We start from the raw sequence: 13895 nt of genomic DNA on the forward strand, positions 1-13895 counted from the left end.
CTTTTCTAATATTACCGGTATTTATACTGATGCTCCCGTCGAACGCGGGAGCTGTCGGTATTCTTTTCTCTTACTGCGCTTGCTTCAATTGATCCAAAATCGCTGGATTTTCCAGTGTAGAGATATCTTGCGTAATTTCCTCACCTTTCGCAAGGACACGCAGTAGGCGTCGCATAATCTTACCAGAACGCGTCTTCGGTAAGTTGTCTCCAAAGCGAATTTCTTTTGGTTTTGCGATTGGACCAATTTCTTTCGCGACCCAATTACGTAATTCTGTCGCAATCTGTTTCGCTTCATCGCCAGTTGGACGAGAGCGCTTCAGCACAACAAACGCACAAATCGCCTCCCCTGTAGTTTCATCTGGCTTACCTACGACAGCAGCCTCTGCCACTAACGGATTTGCTACCAGCGCGGACTCAATTTCCATGGTACCCATACGATGACCAGATACATTCAGGACATCATCAATACGGCCGGTAATCGTAAAGTAACCAGTATCTTTATTACGAATGGCGCCATCACCGGCAAGATAAACCTTGCCGCCAAATTCCTCGGGGAAATAGCTCTTTTTAAAGCGCTCAGGGTCACCCCAGATATTGCGTATCATTGATGGCCATGGGCGTTTAACAACTAAAATACCGCCTTGTCCGTTAGGTAAATCATGTCCGGTTTCATCAACAATCGCCGCCATAATTCCTGGCAAAGGCAATGTGCATGAACCTGGCACCAAAGGTGTCGCACCAGGAAGCGGTGTCATCATATGCCCACCTGTTTCAGTCTGCCAGAAAGTATCAACAATCGGGCAGTTATTACGACCGATATTTTTGTGGTACCACATCCATGCTTCCGGATTAATAGGCTCACCCACTGAACCCAACAAACGCAGACTGGATAAATCAAATTTATCAGGATGCACGTTAACATCAGCGTCTGCAGCTTTGATCAGGGAACGGATTGCCGTTGGTGCTGTATAGAAGATGCTAGCTTTGTGCTTTTCTATCATGCTCCAGAAACGCCCTGCATTCGGGAACGTAGGAATGCCCTCGAACACGATTTCTGTCGCACCGACCGCCAGAGGCCCATAAGTAATATATGTATGACCTGTTACCCAGCCAATGTCAGCGGTACACCAGAACACATCTGATGGCTTGATATCAAAAGTCCACTTCATCGTGAGAATGGCCCACAACAAATACCCACCGGACGAATGCTGTACACCTTTCGGTTTCCCTGTAGAGCCCGATGTGTACAGGATGAACAGCGGGTGTTCCGCATTCACCCATTCAGGCTCACACTCGGCAGACTGATTCGCCATCAGTTCATGCATCCATAAATCGCGGCCAGCAGCAACATTGATATTGCCACCAGTACGTTTATAGATCACAACATGATTCACTTTCTCGCAATCTCCCAGAGCCAATGCCTCATCGACAATGGCTTTCAAAGGCAAATGCTTACCGCCACGAACTTGCTCATCAGCTGTAATCACCGCGACAGCACCAACGTCCACGATACGCTCTTGCAATGATTTTGCTGAAAAACCGCCAAAAACAACGGAATGCGTTGCACCGATACGGGCACAAGCCTGCATCGCCACCACCCCTTCGACAGACATTGGCATGTAAATCACAACCCGATCACCCTTGACGATACCAAGAGACTTCAGACCATTTGCAAACTGACAAACCTTTTGATGCAACTCAGAATAAGTCACCTTCGTCACTTCGCCACCATCAGCTTCAAATATCACTGCAACCTTATCGCCATTACCTTTTTGCAGATTGACATCAAGACAGTTATAAGAAACATTTAACAGTCCATCATCAAACCATTTGTATAAAGGCGCATTCGACTCATCCAAAGTCGTCGCAAATGGCTTGTGCCAATGAAGATTTTCTTTAGCCAGACGTGACCAGAAGCCCTCATAGTCTTGTTCAGCCTCTTTACACAAGGCATGGTACGCATCCATGCCGGAAATGGTGGCATCAGCAGCAAATGCTGCTGGCGGTGGGAAAATACGTGATTCGGCTTTTGTATTGTCGAGGTCTGACATGATTATCTCCGGCTTGTTTTTTGTAGGAAGTCGTTTTATGCAATGACTTACTGATCATTGGTGCTGGTTGACACATTATGAGGGGAGCCTTACTCAAGCCTTACGTCTTCACGATCAGATAAATGTTTTACCACACACCGGCACCTACTAATGTACTGATGCACACTGATGCGATGACAGGAGTGTAAAATAACGCTTTCTGTTATTGGCCTGCCATTTCAAGGCAAGCGTTTGCATCATGTCAAAACAAAACACGCCAATCAAATTATCTCCCCTTGCCAATCTGATATTTTTTAGTCGCTGGCTACAACTCCCTCTTTATCTTGGACTCATACTCGCTCAAGGTGTGTATGTCTATCATTTTTGGGTCGAGTTGAGTGATCTGATCGGTGCTGCCTTGGGTAATCAATCCGCATTGCAACATATTCTGGATGCAGTGGCTGTGGGTGGCGAACGTCCGACTAAATTGACTGAAACGACCATCATGCTGGTCGTACTGGGATTAATCGATGTAGTGATGATTTCCAATTTACTGATCATGGTCATCATCGGGGGTTATGAAACCTTTGTTTCCCGACTGGGACTGGAGGGACATCCAGACCAGCCTGAATGGCTGTCCCATGTGAATGCATCGGTGCTGAAAGTCAAACTGGCAATGGCTATCATCGGTATTTCGTCTATTCACCTGTTGAAAACCTTTATTAACGCTGCAGTCTATGATCCTAAAACCCTGATAGCGCAAACCGGTATTCACTTTACGTTTTTGCTTTCAGCGCTGGCGATCGCTTACTGCGACCAGATCGTTACAAAAACACAAAAAGAAACTGATACACACTAGTTAGCTCCACCGCAAACAATTTTGTTTTTTACTACACCAAGAGTCCATTATGACAGTCATCAAACAAGACGATCTGATTGAATCCGTTGCAGCTGCCCTGCAATACATCAGCTACTACCATCCAGCAGACTATATTGCTCATCTGGCTCGCGCCTATGAAGCAGAGCAAAGCCCGGCGGCCAAAGATGCGATTGCACAGATCCTGACAAATTCACGCATGTGCGCTGAAGGCAAACGTCCAATCTGCCAGGACACGGGTATCGTCAACGTGTTCCTGAAAATCGGTATGGGCGTGCGTTTTGAAGGTTTTTCCGGCTCGATTATCGACGCCGTCAACGAAGGTGTACGCCAAGGTTACAACCTAGCTGAAAACAAGCTGCGCGCGTCTATCGTTGCTGATCCGCAGTTTGAACGTAAAAACACCAAAGACAACACACCAGCCGTGGTTCACATGGAACTGGTACCGGGCAATACCGTTGACGTCAAAGTCGCTGCGAAAGGCGGCGGCTCTGAAAACAAAACCAAATTCGTGATGCTGAACCCTTCTGATTCATTGGTGGACTGGGTTATGAAAACCGTCCCGACAATGGGTGCAGGCTGGTGTCCGCCAGGCATGCTGGGCCTGGGCATTGGTGGTACGGCAGAAAAAGCGATGTTGATGGCAAAAGAATCCTTGATGGACGACATCGACATGTACGAACTCAAACAACGTGGTCCACAAAACAAACTGGAAGAATTGCGTATCGAGCTGTGCGACAAGATTAATGCACTCGGTATCGGTGCGCAGGGTCTGGGTGGCCTGACGACAGTACTGGACGTCAAGATCAATATGTATCCTACCCATGCAGCATCCAAACCAGTTGCCATGATCCCTAACTGCGCAGCAACACGTCACGCGCACTTCGTACTCGACGGTTCCGGCCCAAGCTATATCGAACCACCGAAACTGTCCGATTGGCCAGAAGTACACTGGACACCAGATACAGAAAAATCCAAGCGCATCGATCTCAACACCCTGACCAAAGAAGAAGTCGCTTCATGGAAACCAGGCCAGACCTTGCTGTTGAACGGCAAAATGCTGACTGGCCGCGATGCAGCCCACAAGCGCATTCAGGACATGCTGGCAAAAGGCGAATCCTTACCTGTCGATTTCACTAACCGCGTAATCTACTACGTTGGCCCGGTTGATCCTGTGCGCGATGAAGCAGTTGGCCCGGCTGGCCCGACAACGGCAACCCGCATGGATAAATTTACCGACATGATGCTGGAAAAAACCGGCCTGATCTCGATGATCGGTAAAGCCGAGCGCGGCCCGGTTGCGATCGAATCCATCAAGAAGCATCAATCTGCCTATCTGATGGCGGTCGGTGGTGCAGCGTATCTGGTATCGAAAGCAATTAAGTCAGCCACCGTTGTTGGCTTTGCCGATCTGGGTATGGAAGCCATCTACGAATTCGATGTAACAGACATGCCGGTCACCGTGGCAGTAGATTCTCAAGGTACTTCAGTTCACAACACTGGCCCGAAAGAATGGCAGGCAAAAATCGGGATTATTCCAGTCAATTGATTCATCATTGATATTCAACTGATCCAGATTCACCGCCCGCATTGGCAGTAATCAACATGCTCTGTTCTGCCCACAGAACAGAGCATTTTTCATTCATGTCTGGCACAATTCTCTTCTTACTCATTTAATCTTGGCAATTGACTAGCATGCTGCCCTCCCCTAGCGATCCAATAGGTATTTTTGATTCTGGCATTGGCGGATTGTCTGTACTTCAGCATATCCGTCAGTTGCTCCCGCATGAAAAACTGATTTACTTTGCGGACTCATTTTTTGCCCCTTACGGAGAAAAAAATGAGCAAGCGATCATTGATCGCTGCCAGTCAATTACGGACTTCCTTTTACGGCAACACTGCAAAGCAATTGTAATTGCCTGCAATACCGCAACTGCCGCCGCTGCTAAAGTGCTGCGCACCAAATACCCAACGCAAATACTGATTGGTATGGAACCTGGCCTGAAACCAGCTTGTCAGCATACCCGCACAGGAGTAATCGGCGTGATGGCGACACAGGGAACGCTGAATAGCCAGAAATTCCGGAATTTACGCGAGCAACTAAGTACCACCCACCAGGTTAAATTTGTAGAACAATCCTGCACGGGACTGGCGGATCAGATTGAAAAAGCAGAATTCAGTTCTCCGAAAACCCTCGCGATGCTGGAGCAATATCTGACACCTCTACTGGAATCCGGCACCGATACGATCGTACTCGGATGTACCCACTACCCGTTCGTAAAACAGCAGATAGAAGCACTCATACAACACAAGTGCGGGAATGGTCTACCGTTAGAACTGATCGATACAGGGCTTGCCGTTGCCAGACACTTGCAAGCGCAGTTACAAAGCCATGGGCTGCAATCCACAAATTCAGAAACATCCATCATTCACGCTTACACTAGCGGAACCCCACAACATCTGGAAGCGGCATTAGCACAGCTTTTGCCACAGTTACACAGTCATATCGTCGTACATGCTGCGACTGAACACATTACGACCGAGGAAGAGCCAATATAGAAAGCGGTCCCCAACGCTGTTTTCCCATAAAAAAACGCCAGCTGAACCGCTGGCGTTTTTAGTACAGCAAAAATCAAGTCATCAAGCCAACACTGCTGCTATCGCATTCGCTGTTGCCTCAACATTGCCACTATTAAGCCCGGCAATACACATGCGACCAGAGCGCACCAGATATACACCGAATTCCTCTTTCAACCGATCGCATTGTTCTGCAGTCAGGCCGGTATAGCTGAACATGCCGCGCTGAGTCAGGAAATAGCTGAAATCACGACCTGGCAATTTAGCACTCAGCACATCATGCAACTGACGACGCATGGCCTGAATGCGATCACGCATTGCCACTACTTCAGCTTCCCACATCGGACGTAATTCAGAATCAGACAAGACTCGAGCCACCAACTGACCACCATGCATCGGCGGGTTGGAGTAATTACGGCGAATAGTCGCCTTCATCTGACCCAACACATTCACCGCCTGCGCAGCATCCGGGCAGACCACACTCAGGGCACCACAGCGTTCACCGTACAGACTCATGCTCTTGGAAAAAGAATTCGCAACAAAAAAACTCAGTCCTTCAGTTGCCAGCAGACGCACAGCGTACGCATCTTCCTCGATACCATCGCCGTAGCCCTGGTAAGCCAGATCAAGGAAAGGAATCAGCTCACGCTCTTTCAATACTGGCACCAGCGCCTGCCATTGCTCCTTGGTCAGATCAACGCCAGTCGGGTTATGGCAACAAGCATGCAGCAGGACAATGCTTTTCTTTTCTGCCGCTTTCAGTGCCTCAAGCATAGCGTCAAAACGCAAACCGCCAGTCGCGGCATCATAGTAAGGATAGGTTTTGACCGTAATGCCAGAACCTTCAAAAACTGCACGGTGATTATCCCAGGTAGGATCACTGACCAGCATCGTCGACGCAGGGAAATAGCGCTTGATAAAATCACCGCCTACTTTCAAACCACCGCTGGAACCGACCATCTGTAATGTCACAACGCGACCTTCCTTCACAGCAACATGATCCGCGCCAAACAGTAAATGCTGAACTGCTGTACGGAAATTTGCCGCACCTTCCATTGGCAGATAAGGACGTGCACCAGCTTCCGCCACCACTTTCAACTCCGCTGCACGTACTGATGGCAACATCGGGATTTTTCCTGCATCATCAAAATAAATACCAATGGATAAATTGATTTTATTTGGCCGCGGATCCTTACCAAATGCTTCATTCAAAGAAAGGATAGGATCGCCAGGATAGGCTTCAACGTGCTGAAACATGGTATGACTCCGGATGGTTATAGATAAATACCGCATTGTTGTGGCACTACATGCAACACAAAAACTCGGTCAGGCGCCATTTTGACATAAATGTGTCATAAAACAGGATACACATGGTGTTTTTACGGGGTTAAACTGTATCCGTAGAGATGTAATCAGACTCTTGAAGTTCAATCTCAGCGCTTGTGTCGCTCCCCCTATCATCGCCAATCACGGCATCCCCCAAAAGACGTATAGCAGCAGGCATCACTTTAGTTTACGCTGAGATCAGCCGGATGCGATCGGCAATCGTTTCAGACAGTTCTTTTATACCACCACGATGTCGACATCAGTTTTCCAGCACTGCATGAATAGCAGTCTCCTTCTGGAGAATACAACACGTCCTCATCATCCTTTGAGAGGTATGTTTTATGAAGCTCATAATTAAAGCGGCTTGTACCCTATTAGCGATGACCACTGTCCTGATAGCTACCCCTATCGCTGGCGCAGCGGGCAATGGCAAAACCGGGGCAAAATCTGCAGGTGATTTCGGCCCACCGCAAGGCGCGCCGATTCAGGCAGTATTAACCAGTCCACCAAACGTTCCTCCTCCGATCAACCGGAAATATCCGGCAAAAGTAATCGTGAACCTGGAGGTAATCGAGAAAGAAATGCCCATTTCTGAAGGGGTGAGCTACACCTTCTGGACATTTGGTGGCACGGTTCCGGGGAGCTTTATCCGCGTTCGTCAGGGCGACACCGTAGAATTTCATTTGAAGAATCATCCTGCCAACAAAATGCCGCACAATATTGACCTGCACGGCGTGACAGGCCCTGGTGGTGGCGCAGCATCCAGCTTCACTGCACCCGGACATGAATCTCAATTCTCTTTCAAAGCCCTCAATGAAGGCATTTATGTCTATCACTGCGCAACGGCTCCGGTCGGTATGCACATCGGCAACGGTATGTATGGCTTGATCTTAGTAGAACCACCAGAAGGATTACCTGCTGTCGATCACGAGTACTACGTCATGCAAGGTGACTTCTACACCACCGGCAAATACCGTGAAAAAGGCCTGCAACCATTCGACATGGAAAAAGCCATCGACGAAAGACCAACTTACGTTCTGTTCAATGGTGCTGAAGGCGCGCTGACTGGCGACAAGGCACTCAAGGCCAAAACCAATGAAAAAATCCGCCTGTTCGTCGGTAATGGCGGCCCAAATCTGGTATCAAGCTTCCATGTGATCGGTGCGATTTTCGACAAAGTGCGTTTTGAAGGCGGCACTAATTTCCAGAAAAATGTACAAACTACGCTGATCCCGGCTGGTGGTGCTGCTGTCGTGGAATATACAACCAAAGTTCCGGGTAGCTTCGTGATGGTGGATCACTCCATCTTCCGTGCATTCAACAAGGGTGCGCTGGCCATTATCAAAGTGGATGGGCCTGAAAATAAAGCCATCTATTCCGGTAAAGAGGTCGATGCGGTTTACCTGGGTGACCGTGCCGGCCCTAACCTGGCTGCCGTCACCAAAGCGACAGCCAATGCAGCCAGCGGCACACTGACATTGCAAGATCAGGTGCTGGCAGGAAAAGCCCTGTTTGAAGGCACCTGTTCAGTCTGTCATCAATCCAATGGTGCTGGTTTGCCAGGCGTCTTTCCTCCTCTGACAAAATCAGATTACCTGAACGCCGATCATCAGCGTGCGATCAAAGTAGTGCTACAGGGACTCAGTGGCAAAGTCACAGTCAATGGCAGCGAATTTAACTCTGTGATGCCGCCGATGAATCAGTTAAATGATGATGAAGTCGCCAATATCCTGACGTATATCCTCAACAGCTGGGACAATAAAGGCGGCCAGATCAAGAGCGATGATGTGAAGGCTATCCGTGCGAAAACCCCGGTAAAAGCATCGGCTGAACACTGATCGCCAATACCAGGCAGATATTGCGCATAGATTGATAGCGACTGAACTTGATTTACTTTCTACCGGAGAACCCGTTGAGTACTTTGTCCAGACCAGGTAATACATCCACAGTGCTGGCAAACTTACGGGTTTCCTTCGGAATTCCCTTGCTGATCGTGGCGTCACTGCTATCAATCAGCGGGATAGCTCAGGCAGCATCCACAGAAAATTATCAGACCATTCCGGCAGGCAGCATCGATAGTGTGCTGTCTGCCGGACGCGGCCTCAGCAATCTTCCCGTCAAAATCGATGCGTTTTATCTGCGCACGCAACCAGTCACAACGGCAGAGTTTTTTGCATTTACCAAAGCACACCCTGAATGGGAAAAAGCCAATATCCCCAGTATTTTTGCTGATGAGAGTTACCTCAGCCAGATACCTGACACCGGCCCCGAAGCCAGTCAGGCGGATACTCCGGCCACACAAGTCAGTTGGTTTGCCGCCCAGGCATACTGCGAATCCGAAGGCGGACGGCTTCCTTCCTGGTATGAATGGGAATATGTCGCAGCGGCCGACGAAACGCATGCCGATGCGCGCAAGGACCCGAAATGGCGGGCAAAGATTTTGTCCTGGTATTCCCAACCCGGCAGTTCTAATCCGGCCAAAGTTGGTGGTGCGGCCAATTATTACGGCATCAGCAATATGCATGGACTGATCTGGGAATGGGTGGACGACTTCAATGCTTTGCTGGTCAGTGCAGACAGCCGCAATCAGGGCGACCCTGATCAATTACAGTACTGCGGAGCCGGAGCAATCAGCCTGCAGGATAGAGATAACTTTGCCATACTCATGCGCGTTGCCTTGCTGTCCGCCATGAATGGCGCCAACACTACGCGACAACTGGGTTTTCGCTGTGCGAAAAACCACCCTCAGGAAAAACCATGAAACGACTGAACTCATTGACTACCGGCCTGCTGTTCTCGGCAAGCTGTCTTTTGCTGGCATCAGCCACATCCGTGCTGGCGCAAACCGCTGACGGTTCCGCTTCCAGCACCAGTGCCAGCATCACCGCAACAGCAAATGCAAAACCCCTGCCGGGCAATTCGGTCTATAAGATTGCTGCCACACTGAGCAATCAGAATAACGAATCCTTCACACTGGCAGACAAGCGCGGCAAACCTGTGTTGGTCAGCATGTTTTATAACTCATGTGAATTCGTCTGCCCTATGCTGATTGAATCCATGCGTCTGGTGGAAAAAGACCTGACCCCGGCAGAGCGCGACAATCTGTCCATGATGCTGATCACCTTCGATCCGGCACGCGACGATACGCAGACACTGCAATCGGTCGCCAGCAAGCACGAACTCAACTCCAAACATTGGACAGTTGCCCGTACTGACACCGCCAGCGTCCGTAAAATTTCGGCGGCATTAGGTATTCAATACCGCTTACTGGAAAACGGTGAGTTCAATCACACTACCGTTATGGTCTTGCTGGATGCCGATGGCAAAATCATTGCACGTACACAAAAAATCGGTGGAACTGATCCTGCATTTGTTAAACAGGTCAGGAAAGCACTGCAAAATCCGTCAATCAACATGACACAAAAAAGCCCTGTACCAAATTAAGGTAAAGGGCTTTTTCCACATTTTCTTTTAACCTTAAACGCAAACGTGGCAATTAAGATTTCCTCGCAAATGTATATTGTCAGCACCTGCTCGAATCAATCGCCGCCATATCCATGGGAATACTCGTTCGCGTCGACCGGCACATGCGCACCATTCAAGCCTTCGAAAAAGAAAGGTGCACGCTTTTTAGCATTTAAACCGGTTTCATTCATACTGGCAGTATCGTACAAGCGACCGTTGATCATCACCTGCGTCACCCGATCAGACTGACTAATATCATTCAGCACATCGCCATCGATAATCATCAGATCAGCCAGCTTACCAGCTTCCAGCGAACCAATATCCTTATCCAACCCGAGATAGTGGGCGCCATTCAGCGTGGCACTGCGGATAGCCTGCAGCGGCGTCATGCCGCCACGTACCATAGTCCACATTTCCCAGTGCGCCGCGAGCCCTTCGCGCTGACCATGCGCCCCCAGATTCACCGGAACACCAGCTTGCTGCAACACATTCGCCACAGCGGCTGCGCGGAAAACATTGAAGTCTTCTTCTGGAGCTGTTTCACGGCGGACACTGCGTGGAATCAGCACTGATCGTGGTACATAACGCGAGAGCAGCGGATGCTTCCAGACATCGGTACGCGCATACCAGTAATGCTCACCATCCAGGCCGCCGTAAGCAACGCCCAGCGTCGGGGTGTAACCAACCTTGGTCTGCGACCACAACTGTTTCACATCATCGTAAACTTTTTCCACCGGAAGCGCATGTTCAACGCCGGTATGACCATCAACCACCATCGTCATATTGTGCTGGAACAGTGAGCCGCCTTCGGGCACCACCATCATGCCGGTCTGCCGTGCGGCTTCCAGAATCTGCTGACGCTGTTCGCGGCGCGGCTGATTGTAGCTTTTCACCGAAATCGCGCCTGCCGCTTTCAGGCGTTTCAGATGCGTCATCGCGTCATCCAGACTATTCACCACAGCGCTGAAATTACCTTTTGCGCCGTACAAGATCGTGCCGGTAGAAAAAATACGCGGCGCAACCACTTCCCCGGTTTTTTGTAATTCGCTGTGAGTGAAAATATCATTGGTGTCGTTTGACGGATCATGTATCGTCGTCACACCGAAAGCCAGCGAGGCATAATCGATCCAGCTTTGCTGCGGGATGATGCCGCCCTCACCCATACCACCATGCCAGTGCACATCCACAATGCCCGGCAATATCGTCTTGCCTTTCGCATCAATCACCGTTGCACCGGCAGGTGTCGCGATCTCTGACGTTTTACCTATCTGCACAATGCGATTATCTTTGATGACGATGCGGCCATCGTCTATCACTTCATCGCCTTTCATGGTCGCGATTTTTGCGCCGGAAATCACAGTCACACCGGCAGGTTTATCAGCCTTTTGTGCAAAACCTATCTTCATGCCGTTTTCACTGAATTTAGGCAGCTCTTTCGGCGCACCAGGCACGAAAGCAAAAGCATCTTTCAGATCACGGGTGAACAATTCGTCGCCCAGCGCAAAATGAATTTTCTTGCTATCGCCCGACCAGTGCAGATACTGACCGGCGTTCACATCCAGCTGTTTGACTGGCAATGCATCCATTTTCTGGCCTATCGTGATTGGCTTACCCGCCAACGGCAATGGCGTCACATACGCATGGAAACGCTCGCCGAATGCCAGCCACCCGCCATCAGGCGAGATCGCAAATTCACCGGCAAATTCACTCTTTGCCACCGCCTGTTCCGGCGTTTTATCCAAAGGCACACGCACCAGCGATGTCGCCCATTCGACTTCGCCTGTGTATTTGGTGCGGCTCACATACACCGCACTGCCATCTTTGCCAAACTGCGGCGCGCTACCGTCATCGGTCACCAGCACCGGTGCAGATTTACCATCGGCATTCGCTATATACACGCCCGTTTCGACCGCATACCACGGCGTCGTCAGATAACCGCCTTTGGCTTTGACGAAAACGACTTGCTTGCCATCGGGCGAGAAACGTGCCTGCACATATTTGCCCGGTGCTTTCGTGATTAACGTCTCTTTACCTGACGCGACATCCAGCACCTTCACCGTGCCGAGTTTCTGATCATTCCAGGTTGTATAGACGATGCTTTTGCCATCACGGGAAAAGCTGGGGAAATATTCAAAATTCTCTGTTTGTTTCGTCAGGCGGCGTGGTGTGCCGTTCGGTAAATCGCGGACATATAAATGACCGAGCGCCGAGTAAATCACTTTATCGCCCGCAGGTGCAACATTCACCCAGCGCAACTGATGCACGTCGAACTGATCCGGCGCGACATCATGCGCGAAGCGCAATGCCGGGCGAATTTCACGGCTGTCTTTGACATGGAAAGCGATCTCATTTGCCTTGCCTGCAAACGGATCGAGACGCCATAATTTCCCCTTCGCCCAAACCACAATTTCTTTACTGCCCGGCATCCACGCAAACGCAGGATACACGCCGTGGATCGCCCAGGCTTCCTGCATGTCGCGTTCCAATTCTGGCCAGGCTGCAATTTCTGCGCCGGTGTCCAGATTTTTCAGGAACAAGGTGGATTGATTGCGCACACGGCGCACAAAGGCGAGATATTTTCCATCCGGCGAAGGCACAGGGCGCACTGCACCGCCAGGACCGCTGACGATGGCTTTGACTTTACCATCCTGCAAATCTTTGCGGAAAATCTGATAAATCTGCCCATTCGAATCTTTGTTATATTCAAACGACATGCCGCCGGTGGTGTCTTGCGAATAATAGACGTAACGACCGTCCGGCGAGAATGCGGGCTCGCCCAGATCTTTTTGCCAGTTCGGTTTTTCGTTCAGTTGCATGCCTGCACCACCGCTGGTGTGATACATCCAGATTTCACCGGAACCCAGCGAACGCGTGCCGCTGTAATGTTTGCGGGCGGCGATGTAATTGCCATCCGGATGCCAGACCGGATTATTCAACAGGCGGAAATCTTCTTTGGACACCGCGCGCGGGTTGCTGCCATCGGCATCCATCACCCAGACATTATCGCCACCGCCCGCGTCCGACATAAACGCGATGTGTTTGCCATCAGGCGAAAAACGCGGCTGCATTTCCCATGCGAGCGAATGAGTCAGCGCTTTTGCCTCGCCGCCACTGACGGGCAGACTGTAAATATCGCCGAGCAAATCAAATACCAATTGTTTGCCATCGGGACTGACATCGACGCTCATCCAGGTGCCGCTACGGGTGTCGATATTCACGGTTTGTTTTTCACCGGGCGGATTATTCACATCCCATTTTTTCTCATCCTTCTTAGGAGTCGCATCATCTGACCAAGCTGGCAGACACATACATACCGCCAATGCGATCGGCAGCATTCTGATTATTTTCATACTCTCTCCAGAGATTCATTTTGATGTAATTGGATATTTATTTGATACTTATTGAACACCAATACAGACATTGATTGTCAAACTCAGCGATCACAAATGGCTAGCAAGTCGGACAAGACCCAAGAGGTGGATAGAGCTGTCAAAACCACTGTTTCAAAGCAAAGTCACCGCGTGCCAAAAGCAAAGCCAGCCAACTTACTGAGTGATCTGAATTAGATAAATTGATTGATAGAAAGTTCCAGATCAATGGTGCTCATCAATCAAAACC

General features: G+C 49.8%; 9 protein-coding genes. 6 read left to right on the forward strand and 3 right to left on the reverse strand.

Going from position 1 to position 13895, the window contains the following annotated elements:
* Positions 1 to 70 precede the first annotated feature (70 nt).
* On the reverse strand, positions 71 to 2053 hold the full coding sequence (gene acs / locus ACO0LB_RS09735; protein WP_423048859.1) for an acetate--CoA ligase: 1983 nt from the start codon (positions 2051 to 2053) through the stop codon (positions 71 to 73).
* A 238-nt stretch (positions 2054 to 2291) separates the two neighbouring features.
* Between acs and ACO0LB_RS09740 the strand changes: the two genes are divergently transcribed.
* The 3 genes from ACO0LB_RS09740 to murI all read left to right on the forward strand — a co-directional run bounded on the left by ACO0LB_RS09740 (position 2292) and on the right by murI (position 5468).
* Positions 2292 to 2891 carry a TIGR00645 family protein gene (locus ACO0LB_RS09740; protein ID WP_423048861.1) on the forward strand — a complete coding sequence of 200 codons (600 nt, stop codon included), beginning with the start codon at positions 2292 to 2294 and terminating at the stop codon, positions 2889 to 2891.
* Between the two features lie 49 nt (positions 2892 to 2940).
* Positions 2941 to 4458: a fumarate hydratase gene (locus ACO0LB_RS09745; protein ID WP_423048863.1), complete on the forward strand. Its 1518-nt coding sequence runs from the start codon at positions 2941 to 2943 to the stop codon at positions 4456 to 4458.
* A 146-nt stretch (positions 4459 to 4604) separates the two neighbouring features.
* Positions 4605 to 5468 (forward strand): glutamate racemase, encoded by an 864-nt coding sequence (gene murI, locus ACO0LB_RS09750; RefSeq protein WP_423048865.1) that lies wholly within the window; start codon positions 4605 to 4607, stop codon positions 5466 to 5468.
* A gap of 81 nt (positions 5469 to 5549) precedes the next feature.
* Here the strand turns inward: murI and ACO0LB_RS09755 are convergent, their stop codons facing one another.
* Positions 5550 to 6743 carry an aromatic amino acid transaminase gene (locus ACO0LB_RS09755; protein WP_423048867.1) on the reverse strand — a complete coding sequence of 398 codons (1194 nt, stop codon included), beginning with the start codon at positions 6741 to 6743 and terminating at the stop codon, positions 5550 to 5552.
* A 449-nt stretch (positions 6744 to 7192) separates the two neighbouring features.
* Between ACO0LB_RS09755 and nirK the strand changes: the two genes are divergently transcribed.
* The 3 genes from nirK to ACO0LB_RS09770 all read left to right on the forward strand — a co-directional run bounded on the left by nirK (position 7193) and on the right by ACO0LB_RS09770 (position 10256).
* A complete protein-coding gene (gene nirK, locus ACO0LB_RS09760; RefSeq protein WP_423048995.1) occupies positions 7193 to 8650 on the forward strand; it encodes a copper-containing nitrite reductase in 1458 nt (485 codons plus the stop codon).
* Between the two features lie 74 nt (positions 8651 to 8724).
* The gene (locus tag ACO0LB_RS09765; protein WP_423048869.1) at positions 8725 to 9573 is read left to right on the forward strand and encodes a formylglycine-generating enzyme family protein; all 849 of its coding nucleotides are present in this window, start codon (positions 8725 to 8727) and stop codon (positions 9571 to 9573) included.
* On the forward strand, positions 9570 to 10256 hold the full coding sequence (locus tag ACO0LB_RS09770; RefSeq protein ID WP_423048871.1) for an SCO family protein: 687 nt from the start codon (positions 9570 to 9572) through the stop codon (positions 10254 to 10256). The genes ACO0LB_RS09765 and ACO0LB_RS09770 overlap by 4 nt, the downstream gene beginning before the upstream one ends.
* A 95-nt stretch (positions 10257 to 10351) precedes the next feature.
* Here ACO0LB_RS09770 and ACO0LB_RS09775 read toward each other — a convergent pair whose 3' ends face one another.
* Complete coding sequence (locus ACO0LB_RS09775; RefSeq protein ID WP_423048873.1) at positions 10352 to 13627, reverse strand: amidohydrolase family protein; 3276 nt, start codon at positions 13625 to 13627, stop codon at positions 10352 to 10354.
* Between the last annotated feature and the right edge of the window lie 268 nt (positions 13628 to 13895).

This window comes from Undibacterium sp. SXout7W, assembly GCF_049339385.1.
GTDB lineage: Bacteria > Pseudomonadota > Gammaproteobacteria > Burkholderiales > Burkholderiaceae_D > Undibacterium.

Coding starts and splice junctions, on each gene's coding strand:
- nirK (WP_423048995.1), top strand. CDS start 7,193: ATGACCACTGTCCTGATAGCTACCCCTATCGCTGGCGCAGCGGGCAAT.
- acs (WP_423048859.1), bottom strand. CDS start 2,053: ATGTCAGACCTCGACAATACAAAAGCCGAATCACGTATTTTCCCACCG.
- ACO0LB_RS09775 (WP_423048873.1), bottom strand. CDS start 13,627: ATGAAAATAATCAGAATGCTGCCGATCGCATTGGCGGTATGTATGTGT.
- ACO0LB_RS09740 (WP_423048861.1), top strand. CDS start 2,292: ATGTCAAAACAAAACACGCCAATCAAATTATCTCCCCTTGCCAATCTG.
- ACO0LB_RS09755 (WP_423048867.1), bottom strand. CDS start 6,743: ATGTTTCAGCACGTTGAAGCCTATCCTGGCGATCCTATCCTTTCTTTG.
- murI (WP_423048865.1), top strand. CDS start 4,605: ATGCTGCCCTCCCCTAGCGATCCAATAGGTATTTTTGATTCTGGCATT.
- ACO0LB_RS09745 (WP_423048863.1), top strand. CDS start 2,941: ATGACAGTCATCAAACAAGACGATCTGATTGAATCCGTTGCAGCTGCC.
- ACO0LB_RS09770 (WP_423048871.1), top strand. CDS start 9,570: ATGAAACGACTGAACTCATTGACTACCGGCCTGCTGTTCTCGGCAAGC.